This window comes from Nocardia sp. NPDC049935 (assembly GCF_055586645.1).
In genome coordinates this window covers 24,937-49,290 of record NZ_JBVJHV010000008.1, presented here as the reverse complement: position 1 = coordinate 49,290, position 24,354 = coordinate 24,937, and the positions used below count along the sequence as shown (strand labels likewise).

Sequence of the window (24,354 nt, the reverse complement as noted above, 5' to 3'; positions counted from 1 at the left end):
AAGACGAGTACTGCAACCCGATGATGTGCCCGTTCCCGGTCGGTGCGCAGATCGTCCAGCCTTTCGTTCACGCACAGGACCCGATCCAACTGATCAAACCAAGGAAAGAAACAAAGGACGCCCTCACTCGCGGAGGCCGGTGGGTGGGCGCGTCTCGGCCTCCAGGCGGTACCGGCCCATCAGGTCCTCGACGAATGCGCGCAGCTCGGCATGTCCTTGCCGCATCCCGACAGCGCCTTCATTGCACAGGATCCGGGCCGCGCCGGTGAGCAGCATCGATACGACCACCGGCGGAAATTCGGCGATATCGACCCCGCGCGAGCGCAACACCACGGTGACGGCGGCGGTTTCGATATCGCGGACGCGTTCGGCGAACACCTTCAGCTCGGCCCCGACGGGCTTGCGATGATTGGCCAAGGCCATGAATTCGGTGTTCAGCTGGGTGAACCTGGGGTCGGTGTTGATCTCCCACAGCACCTGCAGTGGATCGTCGGCGGTGAGGGCCTGACGCATCCGGTCCAGTGCCCTTTCCCCACCCGCGCGCATCACCGCGACGAACAGGTCGTCCATCGTCGGGAAGTAGTAGTACACCAGGGCGGATTTGACACCGGCCACGGCTGCGACCCGCCGCGAGGTCGCCGCGGCGTAGCCCTCCTCGCGGATGATCTGAGCGGTCGCCTCCATAAGCCGCAACCGCGTGCCCGTGTCGTCGGCCTTGGCGGCACGTTTCGTCGGCATTCAGCAGCACCGCCCAGAGGCGCTGGTCATGGACCGGTCCGCGAAGATCTCCGGATCTCTTGACTGGCCGAAATGCCTCATGGTAGTCATGGTCCACCTTAACATTTTATCGATCGATCAACTTGTGGCGGTGTCGACAGCGGACACCCGTTTCCGGATCGATCCGACAGTGACGAGGCTCCGCAGCGGCGCGGCGGAGACCTGCTTCGAAAGGCTGCGAGCCGATGACCGACCTTGCCTCACGAGACTTCTTCTCCGATGAAGCCATCGCCCAGGACCCCTACGACTACCTGGACTACCTGCGCAGCCGGAACCCGGTGTTCCGCGAGCCCCACTACGGAGTCGTCGCGGTAACCGGATATCAAGAGGCCAACGAGGCATTCCGTAACACTGCGGACTTCTCGGCCTGTATCTCGATCGGTGGCCCGTTCCCGCCGTTGCCGTTCGAACCCACCGGAGACGATATCTCCGCGCAGATCGCCGAACACCGCCATCGATTCCCGATCTTCGAGCACATGGTGACCATGGACCCCCCGGAACACACGCGCGCGAGATCCCTGCTCAACCGCCTGCTCACGCCGAAACGGCTCAAGGAGAACGAGGAGTACATGTGGCGGCAGGCCGACCGCCAGCTCGACGAGTTCCTGGATGCCGGCCGCTGTGAGTTCCTCGAGGACTACGCGAAGCCGTTCGCGACCCTGGTGATCACCGACCTGCTCGGTGTACCCGAAACCGATCGGGAGAGATTCCGCCGGACCTTGGCCGGGAACGGCAATCAGGTGGGATCGCTGGATCACGAACCGGTCGGTATCAACCCGCTCGAGTGGCTGGACGAGACGTTCGGCGGCTATATCTCCGAGCGTCGCCGCGAACCTCGCGCCGACGTTCTCAGCACCCTGGCGACGACCAACTACCCCGACGGAACCTTGCCCGAGGTCATCGAGGTAGTGCGTCCTGCCACCTTCCTGTTCGCGGCGGGGCAGGAAACCGTCACGAAACTGCTCAGCTCCGCGGTGCGGATGCTGGCCGAACATCCCGAATTCCAACAGCGACTCCGTGCGGACCGCAGCCTGGTCGGCAATTTCATGGAGGAATCGTTGCGCACCGAGAGCCCCACCAAAGTCGACTTCCGGCTGGCCCGCCGATCCACCACCCTCGGCGGCGTCGATATCCCGGCGGGCGCCGTGCTCATGTTGTGCATCGGCGCCGCCAACCGCGACCCCCGGAAGTTCGAGAACCCCGACGAGTTTCGGCTGGACCGCCGCAACGCCCGCGAACACATCGCATTCGGGCGTGGCGTGCACACCTGCGCCGGGGCGCCGCTGGCGCGGGTGGAGGGCCAGGTCACGCTCAACCGGATGCTGGACCGGATGAGCGATATCGCGATAGACGAGAACGCACACGGATCCGGGGGCGCGCACCACTACGAGTACGAGCCGACTTTCCTGCTGCGCGGGCTGCGTGACCTGAACATCACATTCGTGGCCGCCTGACCTGTTCCCGTCGAGCTCCGAGCGAGACAGCCCACCCCGCCAGTCAGGGCAGTGCGCGCAGAGGGGGCTGTTCGACCTGAGATACCTCGAGCGAGTCGAGCGTCTCGGCCGAGGGAGGCGTGGACAACAAAGCCACTAGCGTATCCAGCAGTTGACTGACATGGACGGCGAACGGCGCCACGACCGATCCCGCCCCGCGCATGCGGTGGCGATCGGCGCACACGTGCAGGCAGATCGACGATGCCTGATGGATACGGATGTCCCGTAGCGGCTGGGGTACATGACCGATGAGTGCCCCCACGCGCGCGTAGTAGGCGCGTTCGGAATCTCGGTGGGTGGTGGGCAGTTTGTCCAGCGGGTGGACGTCGCGCACGAGTTGTTCGAGAAATGACAGGTAGTAGCAGTTCTCGTCCTCGGCCAGTTCCATCACCGGCAGCTGGTGAGCCTCGACGACGCGACGCAGATCCCCTGGCGGTAGGCGGGCCTCTAGCAGGCGCCGTCGCCGCGTCAGGTCTTCGACGCGATTGAGCAGGATCGCATCGATCAGGCCCTGTTTCGACCCGAAGTGGTACTGCACGGCCGATTTGTTGCCCATTCCGGCTTCGTCGCCGATCCGGCGCAGCGGCACCCCGTCGAGGCCGTGCACCGCGTAGAGCCGTTCCGCGGTGAGCACGAGCTGCTGCTTGGCAGAGAGGCCAACGGGGGTTGCCGGTTCGGTCATGGATCAATCAAACCACCCTGGACAATGGTAAGTCTTCTGCCTTAATGTTGCGGTCATCACATTAAATATCAGGAGATAGGCAGACCTATGGACAGCTACCGGTCCGTGATGACCGTCGACCCACCCGCAGCGGCGGCGACACCGTTCGAGCGCGCGGCCCGCGATTTCGTCATCGACCAGGTGTGGTCACGGCCGGGACTGACGCGCCGCGAACGACGCTTGGTAACACTGACCTGCGTCGGCGCCGCGGACGCACCGCAGCCGATCGAGGACCAGGTCTTCGCCGCACTCAACAGCGACGACATCACCATCGACGAAATGCTGGAATTCGTCCTGCACTTCGCGGTCTACAACGGCTGGCCCAAGGCCTCGCATCTGGAAGGTGTGATCCGCCGGCAGTGGGCCGTCATTCAGAACACCCGTGGTCTCGATGCCGCGATCCGGCCGCCGGACAACGCCGCCCTGGGGTCGGCCGACTGGACCGAACGCATCGCCGAAGGGACCCGGGAGTTCATCGAGGTCAACCTGATCGAGGCGCCGTCCCCGGCGACCCCCTACATCCACGCCGGGATCCTGAACTTCGTATTCGGGCACGTGTGGCAGCGCCCCGGACTCGGCCGCCGTGATCGCCGGTTCATCACTGTCGCCTCCGTCGCGGTCTGCGATTCGGCCCTGCCGCTGGCCTCGCATGTCGGCTCCGCCCTGGAATCCGGCGACATCACCAAACCGGAGATGGACGAGGTCGTCCTGCAACTCGCGGCCTACTCCGGCTTCGCCAAGGGCGAGGCGCTGCACTCCACCGCCGAAGCGGCCTGGACCCGACTGGGTCACTGAGAAAGGACAAGAATCATGCCAGGACTGGACGGACGCGTCGCACTCATTACCGGCGCCGGCCGCGGCCAGGGCCGCGCCCACGCGATACGGCTGGCCCGCCAGGGCGCCGACATCATCGGCGTCGACATCTGCGAGAACGTGATGTCGATGACTTACCCCAATGCCAGCGAAGCCGACCTCGCCGAAACCGAGAAACTGGTGCGCGAACACGGCCGCACCATGATCGCCCGCAAAGCCGACGTCCGCGACTATGACGCCTTGTCCACGGCGTTCCAGGACGCACACGAGCACTTCGGCCGCCTCGACATCATCATCGCCAACGCCGGCATCATCCGGATGGGCCCCGAATCCGACGATTTCCTCGCCGACTGGAACGACGTCATCGATACCAACCTCACCGGCGTCTACCACACCATCCGCGCAGCCCTACCGGCCATGCGCGAAGGCGGGCGCGGCGGATCCATCGTCATCACCAGCTCCACCGCCGGCCTCAAGGCCTCACCTTCCCTGAACGCCAGCGGTAACGCCTACGCCGCCGCCAAACGCGGTGTGGTCGCGCTGATGCAGGGCCTCGCCGGATATCTCGCACCCGAGTGGATCCGCGTGAACACCATCCACCCCACCGGCGTCGCCAGCGGTATGACCCACAACGACGCCATGCGCGAACTCATGGAACAGGCCGCGGCCGGCGGCCAGAACTCGATCTCCGGCATGCAGAACGCCCTCCCCTTGCAGATGCTCGAAGCCGAGGACGTCGCGAACGCGGTCGCCTACCTGGTCTCCGACGAAGCGAAATTCATCACCGGGGTCCAATGGCCCCTGGACGCCGGCTTCATGATCCGCTGACCGCATATCGCACGAGGATCAGAGAATTCGATGACATCCAGCCCCGCCACTCCGGCCCCATCCGATGCCCTGCCCACCGGCCTGCTCATCGCGGACGAGTGGGTCCACGGCTCTTCCGGAGGCACCCACCAGCACATCTATCCCGTGAACGGCCGCCCCAACGCCATCGTCGAAATGGCCGGTGCCGCCGAGATCGACAGGGCGGTCCGTGCCGCAGCCGAGGCGCAACGCGAATGGATCTCCTTCACCCCGGAGCGCCGGCGCGACCTCATGATCGACCTCGCCGACGCGCTGCACGCCGACACCACGCACCTGGCCCGGCTCAACGTGCACGACTTCGGCGTGCCGATCTCGATGAGCCCAGGACACGCCGCACTCGCGGAGAAGTTCATCCGCTACTACGCCGGCTATATCGACAAACCCAACGGCTCCAGCACCCCGGTCTCCGATAAATTCGATGTCAACCTGATCGAACGCGAACCGTATGGTGTAGTCGGTGTGATCGCCCCGTGGAACGGGCCATTGGTGGTAATCGGGCTCAATGTCGCGGCCGCACTGGCCGCCGGAAACGCCGTCGTGCTCAAACCTTCCGAGATCTCCCCCTTCACACCCCTGCGGTTCGGATAGCTCTGCCTCGACGTCGGAATGCCGCCGGGCCTGGTCAACGTCGTGCCATCGGGGCCGGAAGGCGGAGAAGCGCTCGTCCGCCACCCCGGAATCGGCAAGATCCATTTCACCGGTGGTGGACACACCGCCCGCACGATCCTCGCCGCCGCCGCACAGAACCTCACCCCCGTCGCCACCGAACTGGGTGGAAAATCAGCGAATCTCGTCTTCGCCGACGCCGACCTCGACCGGGCGGCGCAGCTGGCGGCATTCCAGGGACCACTGGGACAGTCCGGGCAGAGCTGTGCCTGCGGCAGCCGGATCCTCGTCCAAGACACGATCTATGACACCTTCATGGAGAAGTTCCTGAACGTGGTGCACTCGGCCCCCATCGGCGACCCGTTCGACCCACAGATCCTCGTCGGCCCCGTGGTCAGCCAAGCCGCGACCGACCGGATCCTCGACATCATCGACCGCGCCGCCACCGACGGAACGGGCGAGCTCGTCACCGGCGGCCACCGAATCGGCGGCGATCTCGCCGCCGGTTACTACCTCGAACCCACCGTCTTCACCGAGGTCGACAACCGCTCGCCACTGGCCCAGAACGAAACATTCGGGCCTGTGGTCTCGGTCCTGAAATTCACCGACGAAGACCATGCGATCGCCCTTGCCAACGACACCGCCTACGGACTCAACGCCTATATCCAAACCCGCGACCTCACCCGCGCCCACGGCGTCGCCCGCCGCCTCACCGCCGGATCCATCTGGATCAACCGCAACAGCGACATCGCACCGCAGAGTCCCTACGGCGGATACAAGCAGAGCGGCACCGGCCGGGCGGGGGGACTCGAAGGACTCCACGAGTTCCAGCAGGTCAAAAACATTCGAATCGCTATGCCCTGAGGAACGAACAACCCGAATCCGACAATCGGCCAATGGTTGCGATCGACCACCGGGGCAATTCACTCCGCCGCGCAACCCTGCCGTTACCTGCGTGCCCAGAGCCCGGCTACCCTCGGTCGAACCTGCCGCTCTGGACGGCTGTGGTGAACGCATCCCACTCGGCCGGAGCGAAAACCAGGGCCGGAAACCCTGCCGCGAAGGGGAGTACGGATCGCCCTGGCGGTTCAGGCTCCGGTGACGATCGTGACATCGGACCCTGAGGATCTGACACTGCTGTGCGGTGAGCGGGCCGCGATCGTCAAGGTGTGACGGTGCCGTGTTCAGATCGCGCGGCGGAGCCGGTCGAAGGTTCGTGGCGGCGTTGTCCGATCGATGAACTCCACGATTCGGGCCGAACAGGTTTCGGGAGTCGCGAAGGTGGTTTCGACCTCGAGGTCGTAACCGCCGTGGGCATGGACGTGGCCGAGTTGGCTTTCGGCGGTGCCGGGTTCGCGATCGCCGCGGGCGGTTTCGCGTCGGCGCAATTCCTCCGGGGCGCAGTGTACGCCGACGAACAGGACATCGAGGCCGGTCATGACGTCGAGGCAGTCCCGCAGCCGCCACGGCTCGGACAGGACGTGGTCCATGACGATATCGTTGCCCGCCCGGGCCATACCCGCGACCGCGCGGTGGAATCCGGCCCGGGTGCGCCGCAGGACCGTCCGCTGTGCGGCGTCGTCGAGGGCGTGAGTCGCGGCCTCGGCTCGCATCGCGCCGAACATATCGACGCTCATATGGAAGTAGGGGCTCGCCAGATCGGTCAGGAGTTGCCGGGCGAGGGTCGTTTTTCCCGCGCTCGATACCCCGTTGAGCAGGATGATCCGGCCCAGTGGTGCGGTGTAGGTTCTCGAGAGTCGTCGCATTCGGCCTGTCGATACTGGGACCGTCTCACCGGACGGCCACCGCCTCCGGTCTCAAATCTGTGGCATTTCCCGAGGATACGGCTCGCCGGTCTCGTTTGCGGGTCGTCTGGCTCTGTTACTACTGCGCGGCGGAGCGCTGGATCGTCGTGGTGGCAGGATTCGGCCGGCGATGGCGGGGATGATCAGCAGCAGGATGGGGTCGATTGCTTGGATGGTGATCGCGACCCCGAGGGGCAGGGTGTCGCGGCTGAGCGCCAGTAGTAGTGCGAGCAGGACGAGTTGGGCGGCGCCTGCGGCCAGGATCTGGGTGGCCAGGATCGGGTAGCGGAGTTTGCCGGGGCCGTAGCAGGTGGTGAAGATCCACACCGACAGCGGGATGAACAGTACGGCCGAGGTCAGGGTGCCGGGTGAGTAGCCCATGGGGGTGAAGGCGCCGAGGATGTGGCTGAGTGCGTTGGTGAACAGCAGCGCGGCGCCGGTGAGGCCGACGGCGGGGTTGCGCCGGCAGAGGAGTGCGGCGATTGGGAGGACGACCCAGACGAAAGGGATGTTGACCGCGACGAAGAACGAGGGCGTGAGCGGGCAGGGCTGTCCGGGGTCGAATCCGTAGGTTTCACACGCGGTGGCGGGGAATTGGAAGCTGCGGCCGCGGGCGTCGATGCCGTATTCCTCGAAGTTGTGCAGCAGGTAGGCGGCCACGGTTGCCCAGGCCAGCCATACCGGGTCATGCCGGCGTGTGTGTTCGGGCCGGGATCGCAGAACGTCGGTGAAGAACAGCAGGGCGAGTAGGACGAGGGCGGCGCCGAGTCCGACCGAGCTCCAATATTGTTCGAACCATTGCCACATGTTCGGGTGTCCTCAACTTGTTGCCGCGGCCCGGAAGCTTCGGGGCCCGGGGCCGGGTTGCTCACCACTCCGGGGCCGGCCGGGGTGGTGAGCGGTTGCGCTGGTTTGTCTAAGTGCTGAGCGCGGCGTCGAATTCGACGAATTCGTTGATGCCGAGGCTGCGCATCATCGCGGCGATGGGTGCGGGGAGGTCGCGGTCGGCTTCGCGGCCGCGGCGGCGGGGGTTGGTAAGGGTGTAGTGCCTACGGGCGCGGGTGATTTCGCCGTGGCCGGAGGTGAGGATGTTGCGTGCCCAGTTGGCGTTGCTGTTGTAGGCGAGGCCGACGATGAATCCGGTGTCGGTGCGGAAGGCTTGTACGGGGGTGGCGTAGGTGCGTCCGCTTTTGCGGCCCTGGTGGTGTAGGACTGCCAGGGGTGGCAGGGTGCGGGCGAGTGGGGTGAGGACGGGGTTGAGGCGGCGGGGGAGTCCGGGGAAGCGGCTCAGGGCAGACATGATGTTTCCTCGCAGGGGGTTAGATGACATCGCGGCGGCGGAAGCCGGCGAAGCCGATGGTCAAGAAGGCGATGGTGAAGAGGGCCAGCCAGCCGAGGCCCGCCGGATCGGGGGAGGGCGCGTTGATGTTGGGGATGTGGTGCAGGGGGCTGATGCCCAGGATCGCGTCGGGCAGTTTGAAGGTGGGGCCCAGGATGGTCAGGCCGAAGGTTGCGACGATCCCGAGCCAGGCGATCAGTCTTTTCGACGGCACCGCACCCACCGCGGCCAGGGCGAGGGCGACCAGCGTCCAGACCGCGGGCACGGTGGCGAGCGATTGCGCGATCACATCGCCGAGGGCGATGGTGTCGTCCTTGGCGGAGGCGACCAGCCCGAGCGCGATTCCGGCGACGACCATCGCGGCCGCGGATCCCGCGAGTGCGATGACGGCGTTGCTGGCCAGATAGGTGGGGCGGCGCAGTGAGGCGGCCAGTAGCGGTTCGACGCGGTAGTCGGTTTCCTCGGCGTAGACGCGTAGGACGACCTGGACGCCCATCACGGCGGCGATGACGGCGATGATCTGCAGGACGGTGACGATGAACGCGAAGGTGATATCGGCGGGGTTCGCGGCGCCGGCGGCCAGGATTTCGGCCATGGCGGGGTTGTCGGCGACGATATCGGTGATGGAGCTGGCGAGGTTGCCGAACAACAGTCCGAGCCCGGCGAAGCCGATCAACCAGGACAGCATCGCGCCTCGGTGCAGCCGCCACGCCAGCGTCCAGATGTTCGCGCCGGGTGCGGCGGCGGGTCCGGGACGGCCCGCTATCATGCCTTGGCCGAAGTCGCGGCGGCCCTGCAGTACGAACGCGGCGGCCACCAATGCCACCGCGAGCGCGAGGCACGCCAGTAGCGGCCAGGGGTTGTTACCCGTGGCGGGCTGGGTTTCCTCCAGCCAGCCGAGCGGAGTTGTCCAGGTCAGCCAATCGGGGACCTCGCTGGAGTCGAGGTAGCCGCGTACCACGAAGCACAAGCCGAGCCCGGCGATGGCGATGCCGGAGGCGGTGCGGGCTTCGGATCCGACCTGGGCGGTGACCGCGGCCAGGCCGGCGAACATCAGGCCCGAGGCAGTGAAGGTCGCCGACAGGATCAGGGTGGCAGTGAATCCGCCGCCGACGGCCATGGTCAGCGCGAAACACACCACCCCCAGGGCCAGTGAAGCGATGGCGGCCATCGAGACCGCGACCGCGAGCCGTGACCCGCGGGCGATGACTCCGGAGGCGATGAGTTCGGCTTGTCCGGAGTCCTCGTCGGCGCGGCTGTTCCGGACCACGATCAGAATCGCCATCATCGCGGCGAACAACGCGCCGAGTTGCCCGGCGCGCCAGGCGTTGAATCCGTCGGCGGTCATCAGATCGCGGGCGGGCCCGAAGATCAGCGACAGCGCAGGGTTCGCGCCCAATGTCTCGGCCAGCTCGGCGCGGTCCTCGGTGTCGGGGAACACCAGCGCGTAGGCCAGGATCGACGACGCCGACAGCGCCGAGATCAACACCACCCACGGCGCGATATTGCGGGCGTCCTGGCGCAAGGCGACTTTCAGCAGCGGCCGGGTTCCGGTGAAGGCCGTGGTCACGAGCGACGCTCCCGCCCGGTACCCGCGACCGCGGGGTCGTCGATGTAGTTCTGCAGGAACAGATCCTCCAGCGAGGGCGGTGACACCGTCAGCGCCGACATCTCGTAAGGGACCAGCGCGGCCATGGCGTCGTTGACGCGGTCGGGTTCCACCGTCGCGGTCAGCCGGTGGTGGTCGTCGAGGTGGATATCGTGCAGGACCGACAGGCTGCCGGGGTCGGCCGGTGGGTGTGCCAGGGTCGCGGTGATCGTGACATGGGTGCGGCCCCGCAGTTCGGTGAGGGTGCCGGTCTCGACGATGCGGCCGGTGCGGATGATGGAGACCCGGTCGGCCAGCGCCTCGACCTCGCTGAGGATGTGGCTGGACAGCAGGATGGTGCGGCCTTTGGCCTTCTCTTTTGCGATCTCGTCCTGGAACACCGCCTCCATCAACGGATCCAGCCCAGAGGTCGGTTCGTCCAGGATCAGCAGTTCGACATCCGCGGCCAGCGCCGCCACGATGGCGACCTTCTGCCGGTTGCCTTTGGAGTATTGGCGGCCGCGTTTGGTCGGATCGAGCTCGAACCGATCGATCAGCTCGTCACGCCGCCGCCGGTCCAGGCCGCCGCGCAGGTTGCCCAGCAGGTCGATCGCCTCGCCGCCCGAGAGGCCGGGCCACAGCACGACATCGCCGGGCACATAGGCCAGCCGGCGATGCAACTCGACCACGTCGGTCCAGGGGTCGCCGCCGAGCAACTCCACCGCGCCGGCGTTGGCGCGCAGCAACCCCAACAGCACCCGGATCGTGGTGGATTTCCCCGCACCGTTGGGGCCCAGGAATCCGTGCACTTCCCCACTGGCCACGGTGAGGTCCAGCCCGTCGAGTGCGGTGAACGACCCGAACTTCTTCACCAGCCCCTCGATACGGATCGCTGGTGTGGAGGTGGATGTCATCTGCCTACTTTCTGCGAAAGGACTGCTCGCGACCGATGGTCGGCCGGTCGGGCGGGTGTGTCGTGACCGTGCTGCCGCAGCACCGGCAGCGCCAGGTCCTCGACGATTTCGGTGATCCGTTCGGCGCTCAACGTGCCGAGGATCAGCAGGTCGTGGCGGGCCAGATCCATCGGCAGCGACAACGCATGCTCGGGAATCTCCCCGGTGCCGAGCTCACCGCGCGCCCGGGCCCGGGCCACCGCCGGGCGCAACAGGTCGCCCCCGCGCGCGAACAACAGCGGGGGTAGCCGTTGGATCATCTCGTCGTCCAGTTCGGCGAGCAGGCCCATCATCGTGGACCTCGCCGACCCGGGTAGCCACTCGCGGAGCACGGTCAACATCGCGGTGATATCGCCGGCCAGCGAGCCGGTGTCGGGGAACTCCACCCCGACCTGCCTCGACTTGGCCACCAGTGCGGCCAACACCATCTCGGCCTTCGTCGACCACCGGCGATACAGCACCGGAGTACTGGTGCCTGCCCGGCCGGCGATCCCCACGTAGGTCGTTTCGCCGTACCCGCGTTCGAGGACCTCCTCGAGCACGGCCTCGTGGATCGCCTGCTCGAGCTCCTCGCCGCGTCGCCGCGTGTCGCCCACCACTCCTCCTAAGATTCATTGTGCTTCTTATTTCTACACCCAGTTGTGCAAATAAGAAATACAGTGCTTCTTAGATATGAGGAGGATCATGGCGCCGAACGCCACACGTACCCCCGGATCCGGCGCCTGAGTAGCAAGGATCGCCGCCGTAGCCGTTAACTCACCGTGCCCGCGGCCGCGGTCTCTCGGATCGTGCCGGGTGCTCGCCGCCGGCTCGTCGGTAGTGCCGCGACCGCGCGGTGAAAGCGGGCCCGGGCGCGCCGCGGTACGGTTTGCGGTGCGGCGTTGTCGAGCGTGCGAGTCGCGGCCTCGGCCCACATCGCGCGCCGAACACATCGACGCTCCGGCTCCTTGGGCGCACGGCTACGGATACGTCATCGGTGCCACTGCCTGTGAACCCAGCGCGCGGCCTACCCTCGGTCGAACCTGCCGTTCTGGACGGTTGTGGTGAACGCGTCCCACTCGGCCGGAGTGAAAACCAGGGCCGGGCCGGTGGGGTTCTTGGAGTCGCGCACGCCGACCGCGCCACCGTCGAGGAAGGCGGCTTCGACACAGTCCTTACCGCCTCCACTACGGCTCGACTTGAACCATTCGGCTTTTGCCAGGTCGATGTTCATGTGGGGTACTCCGTTGCCGCGATCTGCCTGATGAGGCGTTTGCTGGATGCCATGTCCAGCGAGGATTGCCGGATGTCATCGTATGCCTGAACATACCGGCTTACATCCTTGTCTCGCTCCAGATACATGTCACCCGCGTATGACTCGATATAGACCACTGTGGGCGAGTTCGCCCGGCCCTTGGTGTTCCGGCCGAAATCCAAGATGGTGAAGGGGCCGGTCGGGAGACCGGTCGGAAACCCTGCCGCGAAGGGGAGCACGGATACCGTGACATTGATGGGCATATTCGCCAAGTGGTGCAGCTGCTCTCGCATCACTTGTGCCCCACCGACGACGGTGCGCAGGACCGACTCGTGAACCACCAGGTCCGCACCCGCGGGATTGGTCCTGCGGGTGATCAGCGCCTGGCGCTTCTTCTTGAGTTGGATGCGTCTGTCCCGCACATCCTCGGGCTCGTCCGGCATGAAGCCGCGTTCGACAGCCCGGGCGTAGTCGGGAGTTTGAAACAGGCCGGGCACGATATCCGGCCGATAGACCGTCAGCTGCCTGGCCGATGATTCGAGTCCGACATACAGGTTGAAACCGCGGAACATGACATCGTCGAATTCCTGCCACCAATTCTTCACCGCCGACTGTCTCGCCAGACCGACAAGGGCGGCAACAACTTCGGCGTCGTCTATTCCGTAGATCCGGCAGAGCGCTTCGACATCGGGAACACGCACACCCGTGAGACCGCGTTCGATCCGGGACAGTGTGCTGACCGACAGTTGGAGCAGCGGAGCCACATCTTCGAGGTTCATATTGATACCCTCCCGGGCTTCCCGGAGGTATCGGCCGAGCTGGCGGCGCGGCAGGGTGGTCGAACCATCGTCCGGCACGGGGTTCCTCGCTTTTGCGTAATGAGCGACGATCGTTTGCGCGTCGCAAAGATCCGCGCGCCGCGTGACAACCGCTCTGGGCCATTGGGAATAGTTCCGCGCAATTGCGGATCTCGCTTGTATCGACTGTTCTTCCGGTGGTGTTCTGGATTCACCCCGGCAGCCAGAAACTCGGATCAGAAAGCCGCCCAACGAGATCCCCATCCCAGGTGCGACTGGTTCGACAGTACCGCGATTCATCAGGCGATCAAGCGGTAAGGACGCGATGTCGTCTTCTGGCCACCGGGCCCATCACCCATCCCGACGGAGAGTCGCAACGATGACATGTGACGTGCGCGCGTGGGCCGGAAATCCCCGCGACCGGTCGATATCCGGTGTCCGGTGCCGCGAGGTCGAGGCCCGGTGAGGCCGCCGATCGCGTTCGGCTGGATCGATGTGGAGGTCAGCCGGTCGTGGGAGTGGGAATGCGCCCAGGTGCGGCGGCTGGCGCGGCGATTGGGTTATCGGCTGGTCTGGGCGCGAGCGGAATCCGTCCTGCCGGTCGCCGAGCAGGTCCGCGGCGCCGGCGCCGAGGCGGTGATCGTGCCCGCGCCCGACCATCTGGGGCCTAGAGCGTTGAACGCGGTCATGGCGGTCGCGGATGTGGAATCGGTCTTGCCGCGTCTGAGTTTCGCCCGTTGGACGCTGACCGAGGAGGCGCGGTCGTGAGCGCGACGGTGATTCTCGGGTACGCGATCGCGATCGGGCTGCCGCTCGGGGTGATCGCGGCGACGATCTGGTGGCCGCGGTAGCCGGTCGGTGCGCCTAACCCCCGGAATCCGCGTCCTCGTCGAGATCCACCTCGTCCCGGTCGGCCCAGTCGATCAGCGTCGACAAGTCGAAGACCGCGTCGTCGATACCGGCGTGCAGGTCCCCGAGGCGGCGATAGCGGTCGGGAACGGTGGCGATGGTGAAATCCCGGGGTTCGATATCGGGGATCTCGTCCCAGCCCACCGGGGTGGAAACGGTCGCCGCCGGAACGCCGCGCACCGAATAGGCGGCGGCGATGGTGTGATCGCGGGCGTTCTGGTTGTAGTCGACGAACAGCAGGCGCGGATCGCGATCGCGGCGCCACCAGGTGGTGGTCACATCGTCGGGGGCGCGGCGCTCGACCTCTTTCGCGAAGGCCAGCGCCGCGCGCCGTACCTGCTGGAAACCGAACTCGGGCGCGATCCGGACATAGACGTGCAAACCCTTACCGCCGGAGGTCTTCGGCCAGCCCACCGCCCCGATCTCGTCCAGCACCTCGCGCACCACCCCGGCCACCCGCCGCACCCGCGACCACGGGCAGTCCGGCATCGGATCCAGGTCGATCCGCCATTCGTCGGGGCTCTCGGTATCGGCGCGCCGGGAGTTCCACGGATGGAACTCCACCGTGGACATCTGCACCGCCCACACCACATCGGCCAGTTCCCGTACGCAGAGTTCGTCGGCGTGCCGGTTGTAGCGGGGAAAGAACACCCGCACCGTCGGTACCCAATCCGGTGCACCGGCCGGTAACCGCTTCTGGTGCACTTTGTCGCCCGCGAGCCCCTTCGGGAACCGGTGCAGCATGCAGGGCCGGTCCCGCAGCGCGTTGACGATTCCGTCGCCCACGCTCAGGTAGTACTGCACCAGATCCAGCTTGGTGGCCCCCGATTCCGGGAAATACACCCGGTCGGGGTTCGAGATCCGCACGACCCGGTCCCCGACCTCGAGTTCCACCGCGCGCGTGCTGCCGCCCATGGTCCGACGATAGCCCGGCACCCGGACACCTGCCGTTCGACGCGCGTGGTTGCCCGGCGCGGATCATTTGCCCAGCGGAGCCCGTTTCCACCACTGGTCGAGCAGGGTATCGACCGTATGACCGGGCCATCGGGCGACGACCACGAACCGGGTGTAGGCGGGGCCGGGGAAATAGGTCCAGACGTAGGTCGAGGTGTGGGTATCGCGGTGGTAGTCCACACCCGCGCAGGTCACCACCCGCAGGGTTTTGCCGGTTCGCGGGTGGTCCACATTCTGGTCGCGCGGCTGGCAGCCCTCCGACATCGTGGTGATCAGCTGATCCAGCTTCTGACCGGCCTGTTCCGTCCCGGCCCGGTCGAGAATATCGAAACTCAGTGTGTCGGTTTTGTTCTCGCTCATCGGGAGATAGCAGGAGATCCGGGCGAAGTCCTGGTAGGCGCGTCGCTCCGCGGATCCGGGGTCGTTCTCGGTGCAGGTCGCGCCCTGCCAGCCGGTATTCGCGTTCTTGTCGCCGACCAGATCCGGGAAGGCGGTGGCGGCGGCCGCGTGCCGGTCGTCCCAGCCGGGTGTCCTGTCCCCGCCCGGTACCGCGGACCCGCCGCCCGCGTCGCCACCGAACGTATCCGTGCCGGCGATCAGGAACCCGGCCACCGCGATGATCACCGCCGCCACGGCCGCCGCGACGACGACGAGCGGGGAGGTGCGCCGGGACCGGTGACCCGCCGCTTCCGGCGCCGTCGCCGGTGACACCGCGGTCGTATCGGCCGGCGCGGGTGCGGGCCGGACGGCCGCACCGGCGGGCGCGGACGTGGCCGGTGACGATGAGGTGGGCGGGGTGGGCGCCGACACGGCGGTGGTATCGGCCGGCGGTGACACCGGGGGAGTCGGCGCCGATTCGGGCGGGATCGGCAGCGCCAGCGCGCGGTGGGCGTCGGCGACGAACTCGGCGCAGGTGGGGTAGCGATCGTCCGGCTGCTTCGCCAGCGCCTTCGCGAACACCGCGTCCAGGACCCGCAGCCGCGGGACCAGCTCGCCCGGGAGCATGGGCGGCGAATACACATGGGCGTGCGCCAGCGCGATGGGTTCGCGCACCGGATACGGCGGCTGCCCGGTGAGCAGGACGAACAGGCTGCAGGCCAGCGAATACTGATCCGCCCGGTGATCGACCTCCTCGCCGGAGACCTGTTCCGGTGAGATGTAGGCGGCCGTACCGGTCACCGAACCGGTTCTCGTCAGCCGGCTGGTGGCGTCGCGCAGCCGGGCGATCCCGAAATCGGTGAGCAGTACCCGTTCCGGTGTGCCGGGCTCGGCGGCCGTGATCAGGAAGTTGGACGGTTTGACGTCGCGGTGCAGCACCCCGGCCCGGTGCGCGTGGTCGAGGGCGTCGGCGATCCGCGCCCCGATCCGCAGCGCGCGGTCCGGGTCGATTCCGAGCAGCGCCGCGGCGTCACCGCCCGGGACGTACTGCATGGCGATCCAGGGGATCTCGCCCTCGATACCGCGGTCGTAGATGGTGATGATGTTCGGGTGATCCAGCCGGGCGGTGAGATCGGCTTCCAGTTCGAAGCGGTGCCGGGCCTCGTCGTCGGCCATGGTGGGGTCCAGCAGTTTCAACGCCACGGGCCGGGGCAGACGGGGATCGCGGGCCAGGTAGACGATGCCCCAGCCGCCCGCGCCGAGCCGATCCTCGATGGTGTATCCGGCGAAGACCTCACCGGTGCCGAGATCGTTCATCGTCCCCTCGGGTCCGGACGATTCGGTTCGAACAGCGCGGCGCCGCCGCGACGATCGTGAATCGGCCACGTGTGCGGAATTTGCATCGTGCAATATAGCAGCGACGATACGGGCGGTCGCATCGGGTGTTCATCGTATTGTCTTGGTGCGGAACACTTTTCGTTCAGGAGGCGGCGGCCGGGGTGTCGCCGATCACCGTCGATGTCCCGGTGAGTGGGCCCGGGCCGGGTGTATCGGTGCCGGGTGTATCGGTGCCGCCGCTGCGCGGTGCGGCCGCGGGGGCGCTCGTGATCAGGCTCCCCAGCAGGGCCAGCGATCGCTGCGACGGCGAGCCCGGCTCGGCGTGGTAGACGATCAGCAGCTGTCCCGGAGCGCCGTTCACGGCGAAGCTCTCGTAGGAGAGCGTGAGGTCGCCGACCGCGTCGTTGTGGAACTGCTTCACGCCGGAGGTCTTGGCGCGCACGTCGTGGCGCGCCCACAACTGCCGGAACTCCGCGCTCTTGAGGGAGAGTTCGCCGACGAGCTCGGTGAGTCGCGGATCGTCGAGATCGGCGCCGGCCGCGGCGCGCAGACTCGCCACCGTCTCCGCCGCGATCCGGCGCCAGTCCGGGTAGACATCGCGCGCCCGGGGATCGAGGAAGACCATCCGGACCTGGTTGACCCCGGGCACCGAGCACGCGTTCACCGCGGCGGCCAGCGGATTCGCCGCCAGCACGTCCAGATGCCGGCCCAGGACCAGGGCGGGGGTGTGCGACCACGCCGCCATCAGCCGGAGCAGACCCGGCGTCACCCGTTCGGGGCGGCGCGGCGTCCGGGCGCGCGCGGGGGCCGGCCGGGCCAGTTCGCGCAGATGGGCACGACCGTCCTCGTCCAGGGAGAACACCCGGGCGAGCGCGTCGACGACCTGGTCGGAGGGGTGCCGGTCGCGTCCCTGTTCCAGCCGTATGTAGTAGTCGGCGCTGACTCCGGCGAGCAACGCGATCTCCTCGCGCCGCAACCCGGCGACCCGCCGCTGCCCGCCGGCCGGTAGCCCGAAATCCTCGGGCCGGACCAGCTCCCGGCGGGCCCGCAGGAACGCTCCCAGGCGGTTGTCCGATTTCATGGTCTCCAGGGTAGGGACGAGCCGTTCGTCGCGGGTGGCCCTGCGACTACCAGGATGTCCGCGACCTGGCAGCGGGTCGCGGTGGCGCCGAACGTAGTGGTCATGACGACATACGAGAATCTCGACGGCCGGGTGGCAGTGGTCACCGGAGCTTCCAGCGGCATCGGCGCGGCGACGGCACGCCGATTGGCCGCCGACGGCGCGAAGGTCGCGCTGCTGGGGCGGCGCAAGGAACGTATCGAGGAACTGGCGGCGGAGATCGGCGGCGACGCGGTCGCGGTGGTCGCCGATGTGACCGACCGGGATTCGGTCCGCGACGCGGCCGCCACGGTACGCGCGGCGCTGGGCCCGGCCGACCTGGTGGTGGCCAATGCGGGGGTGATGCTCGGCGCGGCGTTCGACTCGGCGGAGGTCGGTGAATGGGAGCAGATGGTGGGCACCAATATCACCGGGCTGCTCTACACGGCGCGGGCGTTCATCGACGACCTGCTGGCGGCGGCGGGTGAGGGCCGGGTGGCCGATCTGGTGCTGGTCGGTTCGGTGGGCGGCCACGCGGTTTTCCCGGAGTACGCGGTGTACTGCGCGACCAAGGCCGCGGTGGCGCATCTGACCCGTAATCTGCGGGCCGAGTTCGGGCCGCGCGGGGTGCGGGTGAAGAACATCGAGCCCGGATTCGTCGGTACCGAACTGGGCGCGGGTATGAGCGATACGAAACAGCTCGCCCAGCTGGAGGAATGGCGGACGGGGTTCACCATTCTCGAACCCGCCGATATCGCCGATGCCGTCGCCTTCGCCAGCTCGGTGCCCGCGCGGCTGAATGTGGCCGAATTGATCCTGGTCCCGACCCCGCAGGGCTGATCCCCGGGACGCGACGTGGGGCCCGCTCCGGCCGGAGCGGGCCCCACATCGTATCGGTCAGTGCCCGGCGGCTACGGGGTGTGTCACCGTGCTGTCCTGGTCGCGCTTCGCGAGCGGGAGTACCCGCGCGACCCACAGCGCCAGGGCGAAGTACACGATCTGTTCGGGGATCCGGAACCACAGCGGTGTGGCCGGATCGCCGTTGAGCGGGATGTCCTCCAGCGCCGCATGGATATTGGCCGGAATCATCACGACGAGCAGGGCGGCCAGGCCGATCCCCGCGTACCGCCGGGTGGCGGCGAAGACCAGTCCGGCCGCGCCGGCCAATTCCAGGACCCCGGTGGCGTAGACGGCGAAATCGGCGAACGGGATAGCCGGCGGCACCATCGCCACCAGGTCGTTGTGGCTCGGCATCACGGTGACCGAATCGGGCATGAAATGCGCGAGCCCGGTCATGGTGAACAGGAATGCCAGGCCGTGGGCGGCGCTCACCCGCCAGGTGCGGAACCGGCGGACGCCGAAAAGGCCCAGCAGGCGCAGCGCGAGGGTGGGGACGACGAAGAGCATCAGGGTGTCGAACATGGGGTTCTCCGAACCGGGAGTCGGGTCTCGGCAGGCGTCGGGACGGTTTGTGGTTATTGACTGATAACATACTGTATGCATCGACTGATAACAAGTGGGTGCCGGTCGACCTCGACAGTGACATGCGCCTATGCGCCCGGCCACGATGGTGGACCGTCGGTAGGTTCGGGGTATGGACAGGTCTGCTGTCGAGACGTGGGTGTCGGGGTACGAGCGCGCGTGGCGGTCGCCGGGCGCCGCCGGGCTCGCGGCGTTGTTCACCACGGAAGTGGAGTACGTCGTGTCGCCCTGGGCTCGCCCTGTGCGGGGGCTGGAGGCGCTGGCGGCATTCTGGGAAAGTGGGCGCGATGGCCCGGATGAGCCGTTCGCCATGACCTCGGAGTTGGTGGCCGTCGACGGCGATACCGCGGTCGTGCGGGTGGCGGTCCACTACGAGCACGATGATCCGGCCCGCTGGCGAGACCTGTGGGTGCTGCGGTTCGACCCGAACGGGCGCTGCGCCCGGTTCGAGGAGTGGCCGTTCGCTCCCGGCCAGCCGGACGGCCATTGACATTCGGTGGGCCGGGGAGCGCAGGCCGGCCATGCCCGGCGCTTCGGGCCGGCGGCGGGAGGATCGCGAGCGGTCGAGCGGGTCGTGGGCCCGAAAACCGCCCACGACCCGCCCGACACTTCTAGCCCTTGACGCAGAGCACCTGCCGCAGCGTCGCCACCACATCGACCAGATCGCGCTGCGCGTCGATCACCTCGTCGATGTTCTTGTACGCGGCCGGGATCTCGTCCAGTACACCCGCGTCCTTCCGTGACTCCACGCCTTCGGTCTGGGCGACCAGATCCGCGACGCTGAACTGCCGCTTCGCCGCATTACGGCTCATCCGGCGGCCCGCCCCGTGGGAGGCGGACATGAACGAATCCGGATTGCCCTTACCACGCACCACATAGGAGCGTGTTCCCATCGAGCCCGGGATGAGAGCCATATCGCCCGGGCCGGCCCGGACGGCGCCCTTACGGGTCACGAGCATGGGCACGCCGTCGATCTTCTCCTCGGCGACATAGTTGTGGTGGCAACTGATCGGAGTATCGAAACCGACTTCGCGCGTGGGGAACTGATCGCGCACGGCCCCGCAGACCAGCGCCAGCATGACCGCGCGGTTGCGGGCCGCGTACTCCTGCGCCCAGGTCAGATCGTGCCGGTAGGCGGCCATCTCCGGGGTGTTCGCCAGGAACACCGCCAGATCGCGATCGACGAGGTTCCGGTTGTGCGGCAGCGTGCGGGCCACCGCCATATGCCGTTCCGCGATCTCCTTACCGATATTGCGGCTACCGGAGTGCAGCAGGATCCAGACCTGGTCGTGTTGGTCCAGGCACACTTCGATGAAATGGTTGCCACCGCCCAGCGAGCCCAGCTGCTTGTGCGCCTTGGATTCCCGCGGCGCCACCGCCTGATCGAGGTCGCCGAAAGCCGACCAGAAGCGGTCCCAGCCGGTGCGCAGGGTCGGGGTGGCGACCCCGGACGGTCCGGGAGCGAGCTTGTTCACCTGCACCGGACTCCGGTGAGCGGCGAAACCGACCGGAACCGCGGCCTCGATCGCCGAGCGCAATGCCCGCAGATCGTCGGGCAGATCGGTGGCTTTCAGATCGGTACGAACGCTCTCCATCCCGCATCCGATATCCACCCCGACCGCCGCCGGCGCGACCGCGTCCCGCATGGCGATGACCGATCCGACGGTGGCTCCCTTACCGAGGTGCACATCCGGCATGACGCGGACGCCGTGAACCCATTCCAGCCGGGCGATATTGCGCAGCTGTTGCAGCGCCGCCGCGTCGATCTCGTTCTCGTGGGCCCACATCAACGTCCGTGCCCGGGTCCCGGACAGCTCGACGGGAAACATCGTCTCGTTCCTCTCCTCCGCGGCGGACCGATGCCCGCCGCCCCCTTTTCACGGTATGCCGCGAGGAACGGAACGGCATTCGAATTTCGGGCCGGTGGACGGGCCGATCGGTCAGCGTGACAGCGCGGCGTCGATCTCGGCGCGCCACGGAATCGAGGCGCTCGCGCCGAGCGTGGTGGTGGCCAGCGAGCCCGCGACGCATGCGAATCGCAGTGCCTCGGCCGGCCCCTCGCGCCACCGGGCGGCCAGCGCGCCCGTGAACGAATCGCCCGCCCCGGTCGTATCGATCACCTCGACCCGCGGTCCGGCGACGGTGGTCTCCGCCCCGCCGGGGCCACGGTAGCGGGCGCCGTCACCGCCCAGGGTCACCACGAGATGCGGTACCGGGTCCAGGTCGCCGCCCAGGTGGGCGGCCTCGTCGCGGTTCACCACCGCGATATCCACCTGGGCCCACAGGTCCGGTGCGAGGCGCTGCACCGGCGACGGGTTGAGCATCACGGTGGTGCCGTGGGCGCGGGCATGGGATACGGCCGCCGCGACCGTCGGCACCGGGACCTCCAGCTGGCACAGCAGGAGATCGGCGGCGGCGATCGCGTCCAGATCGGCGGGGGTCGGATCGGTCATCCCGGCGTTGGCGCCGCCCACCACGATGATGGAGTTCTCGCCGCTCCCGTCCACCACGATCGAGGCGATCCCGCTGGGGCCGTCGAGGGTGCGCAGCCCGGTGGTGTCCACCCCGGATTCGGTCAGTACCGCGCGCAGCCGTGGAGCGAACACATCGGTGCCGATCGCGCCGAGGAACAGCACACGGCCACCCGCCCGGCTCGCGGCGATCGCCTGATTGGCGCCCTTCCCGCCGGGCACCATGGTGAAGCCGTCGCCGAGCACCGTCTCGCCGGGTGCGGGACGCCGGCCGGTGGTGGTCACCAGATCCATGTTGATACTGCCGAGAACGGCGATCAGCGGAGTGCTCACGAGGGAGAACCTAACCCGCCACGGCCCGCCGAAACCGCTTTTCGAGGTGCGTAGGCTGGAGGCCATGACGGCCGAGAACACCGCTGTGTCCGATAACGCTGCGCCCGCGGGGGCCGACCCGGCCGCGCCCGGCGGAACCGAACCGGCCGTGGAGCAGGCAAACCCCGATATCCGGGAGGCCGTGCACGCTGCCGCGCGCCGCGCCCGCGTCGCCTCCCGGGTGCTCGCCCAGCTCACCACCGACCGCAAGAACGAGGCGCTGCACGCCGCCGCGGACGCGCTGCTGGCCGCCGCCGATACCGTGCTGGAGGCCAACGGCGAGGATCTGGTCGCCGCCAAGACCGCGGGGACCGAGGATTCCCTCCTGGACCGGCTGCGGCTCACCAAGGACCGGATCGACGGGATCGCGTCGGGACTGCGCCAGGTAGCCGGTCTCCCGGATCCGGTCGGCGTGGTCGAACGTGGGTCGACCCTGCCCAACGGTCTGGAGATCCGGCAGGTCCGGGTGCCGCTCGGAGTGGTCGGGATGGTCTACGAGGCCCGGCCCAATGTCACCGTCGACGCGTTCGGGCTCGCCCTGAAATCCGGGAACGCGGCATTGCTGCGCGGGTCGTCCTCGGCGGCGCGGTCCAACGCGGCGCTGGTCGAGGTGCTGCGCACCGCGCTCACCTCGGTGGACCTGCCGGCCGATGCCGTCCAGCTGCTGCCCAGCCGCGACCGCTCCAGCGTGACCCATCTGATCCAGGCCCGGGGCCTGGTCGATGTGGTGATCCCGCGCGGCGGCGCCGGCCTGATCAACGCCGTGGTCCGCGACGCGCAGGTGCCGACCATCGAAACCGGCACCGGCAACTGCCACGTCTATGTGCACGCGGCTGCCGACCTCGATATGGCCGAGCAGATCCTGATCAACGCCAAGACCCGCCGGCCCAGCGTGTGCAATGCCGCCGAGACCGTCCTCATCGACGCCGCCGTCGCCGAGACCGCCCTGCCCCGGCTGGCGAAGGCACTCGAAGCCAAGGGCGTCACCCTGCACGGTGACCTCGAAGGTATGGTTCCCGCCACCGACGAGGACTGGGCCGAGGAGTACCTGACCCTGGATATCGCGGTGAAGGTCGTCGACGATCTCGACGCCGCCGTCGAGCACATCAACACCTGGGGCACCGGGCATACCGAGGCCATCGTCACCGGCGAGCTGGCCGCCGCCGACGAATTCACCCGCCGGGTCGACGCCGCGGCGGTCATGGTGAACGCTTCCACCGCCTTCACCGACGGCGAACAGTTCGGCTTCGGCGCCGAGATCGGCATCTCCACGCAGAAACTGCACGCCCGCGGCCCCATGGGCCTGCCCGAACTCACGTCGTCGAAATGGGTGGTGCGGGGCTCGGGCCAGATCCGCGCTGTGTAATCCGCGCCGCCCCCGGCGGCGCGGGTTGGCTCCGGGGGACGAGGACCGGTGCAGGCCCGACCGGTAGCGTGGGTAACAGAGTTCGACGGAAGGACGCCCATGGAGCCCGCGAGTTCCCCCACCCCGGCCCAGGAGCCGATCTTCTCGTCGGTCGACGATGTGATCGCCCGTCTCGGCGAGACCGGCTACCTTGCCGACAAGGCCACCGCGACCTCGGTGTTCCTGGCCGACCGGCTCGGTAAACCGCTGCTCATCGAGGGTCCGGCGGGTGTGGGCAAAACGGAGCTCGCCCGGGCGGTCGCGCAGACCGCGGGCGCGGAACTGGTGCGGCTGCAGTGCTATGAGGGCGTGGACGAGGCGCGGGCGCTCTACGAGTGGAATCACGCCAAACAGATCCTGCGGATCCAGGCGTCGAGTGAGAACGATTGGGCCGAGACCAAGTCCGATGTGTTCACCGAGGAGTTCCTGCTCTCCCGGCCGCTGCTCACCGCGATCCGGCGCACCGATCCCACGGTGCTGCTGATCGACGAGACCGATAAGGCCGATGTCGAGATCGAGGGGCTGCTGCTGGAGGTGCTCAGTGATTTCGCGGTCACCGTGCCGGAGCTGGGCACCATCACCGCGTCGCGGCGGCCGTTCGTGGTCCTCACCTCCAACGCGACCCGGGAGCTGTCGGAGGCGCTGAAACGGCGCTGCCTGTACCTGCACCTCGACTTCCCGGACGAGGATCTGGAGCGGCGCATCCTGGCGAGCCGGGTGCCGGAACTGCCGCAGGCGGTGGCGGCGCAGATGGTGCGGGTCGTCCATGTGCTGCGCGGGATGCCGTTGAAGAAGCTGCCCTCGGTCGCCGAATCGATCGACTGGGCCCGCACTCTGCTTGCCCTCGGGTACACCGAGCTGGACGACGCGACCGTCCGCGAAACCCTCGGCGTGGTGCTCAAACACCGCAGCGACCACCAGCGGGCGCTGGCCGATCTGAAACCGGCCTGACC

At 67.7% G+C, this 24,354-nt stretch carries 24 protein-coding genes and 1 pseudogene; 9 read left to right on the top strand and 16 right to left on the bottom strand.

The window, feature by feature from the left end:
• Nucleotides 1-123: 123 nt before the first annotated feature.
• Nucleotides 124-738, bottom strand: coding sequence for a TetR/AcrR family transcriptional regulator (locus ACZ6SF_RS27020; RefSeq protein ID WP_466065661.1), 615 nt, complete (start codon nucleotides 736-738; stop codon nucleotides 124-126).
• A 224-nt stretch (nucleotides 739-962) separates the two neighbouring features.
• Here ACZ6SF_RS27020 and ACZ6SF_RS27015 point away from each other — a divergent pair, with 224 nt between their 5' ends.
• On the top strand, nucleotides 963-2,231 hold the full coding sequence (locus ACZ6SF_RS27015; RefSeq protein ID WP_466065659.1) for a cytochrome P450: 1,269 nt from the start codon (nucleotides 963-965) through the stop codon (nucleotides 2,229-2,231).
• Between the two features lie 43 nt (nucleotides 2,232-2,274).
• Here ACZ6SF_RS27015 and ACZ6SF_RS27010 read toward each other — a convergent pair whose 3' ends face one another.
• Nucleotides 2,275-2,952 (bottom strand): TetR/AcrR family transcriptional regulator, encoded by a 678-nt coding sequence (locus ACZ6SF_RS27010; RefSeq protein WP_466065657.1) that lies wholly within the window; start codon nucleotides 2,950-2,952, stop codon nucleotides 2,275-2,277.
• A gap of 87 nt (nucleotides 2,953-3,039) precedes the next feature.
• Here ACZ6SF_RS27010 and ACZ6SF_RS27005 point away from each other — a divergent pair, with 87 nt between their 5' ends.
• The 3 genes and pseudogenes from ACZ6SF_RS27005 to ACZ6SF_RS26995 all read left to right on the top strand — a co-directional run bounded on the left by ACZ6SF_RS27005 (nucleotide 3,040) and on the right by ACZ6SF_RS26995 (nucleotide 6,141).
• Nucleotides 3,040-3,786 carry a carboxymuconolactone decarboxylase family protein gene (locus ACZ6SF_RS27005; protein WP_466065655.1) on the top strand — a complete coding sequence of 249 codons (747 nt, stop codon included), beginning with the start codon at nucleotides 3,040-3,042 and terminating at the stop codon, nucleotides 3,784-3,786.
• Nucleotides 3,787-3,801: 15 nt separating this feature from the next.
• On the top strand, nucleotides 3,802-4,632 hold the full coding sequence (locus tag ACZ6SF_RS27000; protein ID WP_466065653.1) for a mycofactocin-coupled SDR family oxidoreductase: 831 nt from the start codon (nucleotides 3,802-3,804) through the stop codon (nucleotides 4,630-4,632).
• Between the two features lie 30 nt (nucleotides 4,633-4,662).
• Nucleotides 4,663-6,141, top strand: a pseudogene (locus tag ACZ6SF_RS26995) (aldehyde dehydrogenase family protein).
• Nucleotides 6,142-6,461: 320 nt separating this feature from the next.
• On the opposite strand, the gene ACZ6SF_RS26990 reads toward ACZ6SF_RS26995, so the two are convergent.
• From ACZ6SF_RS26990 to ACZ6SF_RS26955, 8 genes are all read right to left on the bottom strand, one after another.
• Complete coding sequence (locus ACZ6SF_RS26990; RefSeq protein WP_466065651.1) at nucleotides 6,462-7,043, bottom strand: chloramphenicol phosphotransferase CPT family protein; 582 nt, start codon at nucleotides 7,041-7,043, stop codon at nucleotides 6,462-6,464.
• A gap of 51 nt (nucleotides 7,044-7,094) precedes the next feature.
• Complete coding sequence (locus ACZ6SF_RS26985; protein ID WP_466065649.1) at nucleotides 7,095-7,889, bottom strand: HXXEE domain-containing protein; 795 nt, start codon at nucleotides 7,887-7,889, stop codon at nucleotides 7,095-7,097.
• A gap of 109 nt (nucleotides 7,890-7,998) precedes the next feature.
• Nucleotides 7,999-8,382, bottom strand: coding sequence for a PNPOx family protein (locus ACZ6SF_RS26980; protein ID WP_466065647.1), 384 nt, complete (start codon nucleotides 8,380-8,382; stop codon nucleotides 7,999-8,001).
• A gap of 19 nt (nucleotides 8,383-8,401) precedes the next feature.
• Nucleotides 8,402-9,991, bottom strand: a complete 1,590-nt coding sequence (locus ACZ6SF_RS26975) for an ABC transporter permease (RefSeq protein ID WP_466065646.1) — start codon at nucleotides 9,989-9,991, stop codon at nucleotides 8,402-8,404.
• Nucleotides 9,988-10,923, bottom strand: coding sequence for an ABC transporter ATP-binding protein (locus ACZ6SF_RS26970; protein ID WP_466065644.1), 936 nt, complete (start codon nucleotides 10,921-10,923; stop codon nucleotides 9,988-9,990). Before ACZ6SF_RS26970 ends, ACZ6SF_RS26975 begins: the two co-directional genes overlap by 4 nt.
• A complete protein-coding gene (locus tag ACZ6SF_RS26965) occupies nucleotides 10,920-11,558 on the bottom strand; it encodes a TetR/AcrR family transcriptional regulator (protein WP_466065642.1) in 639 nt (212 codons plus the stop codon). The genes ACZ6SF_RS26970 and ACZ6SF_RS26965 overlap by 4 nt, the downstream gene beginning before the upstream one ends.
• 410 nt (nucleotides 11,559-11,968) lie before the next feature.
• The gene (locus tag ACZ6SF_RS26960; RefSeq protein ID WP_466065640.1) at nucleotides 11,969-12,175 is read right to left on the bottom strand and encodes a DUF397 domain-containing protein; all 207 of its coding nucleotides are present in this window, start codon (nucleotides 12,173-12,175) and stop codon (nucleotides 11,969-11,971) included.
• Entirely contained in the window at nucleotides 12,172-13,053 is an 882-nt protein-coding gene (locus tag ACZ6SF_RS26955; protein WP_466065638.1) for a helix-turn-helix domain-containing protein, read from the bottom strand. The genes ACZ6SF_RS26960 and ACZ6SF_RS26955 overlap by 4 nt, the downstream gene beginning before the upstream one ends.
• Before the next feature lie 402 nt (nucleotides 13,054-13,455).
• Between ACZ6SF_RS26955 and ACZ6SF_RS26950 the strand changes: the two genes are divergently transcribed.
• Complete coding sequence (locus ACZ6SF_RS26950) at nucleotides 13,456-13,761, top strand: hypothetical protein (protein WP_466065637.1); 306 nt, start codon at nucleotides 13,456-13,458, stop codon at nucleotides 13,759-13,761.
• Nucleotides 13,762-13,857: 96 nt separating this feature from the next.
• Here the strand turns inward: ACZ6SF_RS26950 and ligD are convergent, their stop codons facing one another.
• The 3 genes from ligD to ACZ6SF_RS26935 form a co-directional block, all read right to left on the bottom strand.
• On the bottom strand, nucleotides 13,858-14,817 hold the full coding sequence (gene ligD, locus ACZ6SF_RS26945; protein ID WP_466065635.1) for a non-homologous end-joining DNA ligase: 960 nt from the start codon (nucleotides 14,815-14,817) through the stop codon (nucleotides 13,858-13,860).
• A gap of 63 nt (nucleotides 14,818-14,880) precedes the next feature.
• On the bottom strand, nucleotides 14,881-16,551 hold the full coding sequence (locus ACZ6SF_RS26940) for a serine/threonine-protein kinase (protein ID WP_466065633.1): 1,671 nt from the start codon (nucleotides 16,549-16,551) through the stop codon (nucleotides 14,881-14,883).
• Between the two features lie 163 nt (nucleotides 16,552-16,714).
• On the bottom strand, nucleotides 16,715-17,653 hold the full coding sequence (locus tag ACZ6SF_RS26935) for a helix-turn-helix transcriptional regulator (RefSeq protein WP_466065632.1): 939 nt from the start codon (nucleotides 17,651-17,653) through the stop codon (nucleotides 16,715-16,717).
• Nucleotides 17,654-17,755: 102 nt separating this feature from the next.
• On the opposite strand from ACZ6SF_RS26935, the gene ACZ6SF_RS26930 reads away from it, so the two are divergent.
• Nucleotides 17,756-18,511 (top strand): SDR family oxidoreductase, encoded by a 756-nt coding sequence (locus ACZ6SF_RS26930; protein ID WP_466065630.1) that lies wholly within the window; start codon nucleotides 17,756-17,758, stop codon nucleotides 18,509-18,511.
• A gap of 57 nt (nucleotides 18,512-18,568) precedes the next feature.
• Here the strand turns inward: ACZ6SF_RS26930 and ACZ6SF_RS26925 are convergent, their stop codons facing one another.
• Entirely contained in the window at nucleotides 18,569-19,093 is a 525-nt protein-coding gene (locus tag ACZ6SF_RS26925; RefSeq protein ID WP_466065629.1) for a DoxX family protein, read from the bottom strand.
• A 172-nt stretch (nucleotides 19,094-19,265) separates the two neighbouring features.
• Between ACZ6SF_RS26925 and ACZ6SF_RS26920 the strand changes: the two genes are divergently transcribed.
• Complete coding sequence (locus ACZ6SF_RS26920) at nucleotides 19,266-19,643, top strand: YybH family protein (protein ID WP_466065627.1); 378 nt, start codon at nucleotides 19,266-19,268, stop codon at nucleotides 19,641-19,643.
• A gap of 121 nt (nucleotides 19,644-19,764) precedes the next feature.
• Here the strand turns inward: ACZ6SF_RS26920 and ACZ6SF_RS26915 are convergent, their stop codons facing one another.
• On the bottom strand, nucleotides 19,765-20,982 hold the full coding sequence (locus ACZ6SF_RS26915) for an RtcB family protein (RefSeq protein WP_466065625.1): 1,218 nt from the start codon (nucleotides 20,980-20,982) through the stop codon (nucleotides 19,765-19,767).
• Between the two features lie 111 nt (nucleotides 20,983-21,093).
• The gene (locus tag ACZ6SF_RS26910) at nucleotides 21,094-21,957 is read right to left on the bottom strand and encodes a ribokinase (protein ID WP_466065623.1); all 864 of its coding nucleotides are present in this window, start codon (nucleotides 21,955-21,957) and stop codon (nucleotides 21,094-21,096) included.
• A 64-nt stretch (nucleotides 21,958-22,021) separates the two neighbouring features.
• Between ACZ6SF_RS26910 and ACZ6SF_RS26905 the strand changes: the two genes are divergently transcribed.
• Together ACZ6SF_RS26905 and ACZ6SF_RS26900 are read left to right on the top strand one after the other, a co-directional pair.
• The gene (locus tag ACZ6SF_RS26905; RefSeq protein WP_466065621.1) at nucleotides 22,022-23,362 is read left to right on the top strand and encodes a glutamate-5-semialdehyde dehydrogenase; all 1,341 of its coding nucleotides are present in this window, start codon (nucleotides 22,022-22,024) and stop codon (nucleotides 23,360-23,362) included.
• Nucleotides 23,363-23,461: 99 nt separating this feature from the next.
• On the top strand, nucleotides 23,462-24,352 hold the full coding sequence (locus ACZ6SF_RS26900) for an AAA family ATPase (RefSeq protein ID WP_466065619.1): 891 nt from the start codon (nucleotides 23,462-23,464) through the stop codon (nucleotides 24,350-24,352).
• The last annotated feature ends 2 nt before the right edge of the window (nucleotides 24,353-24,354 follow it).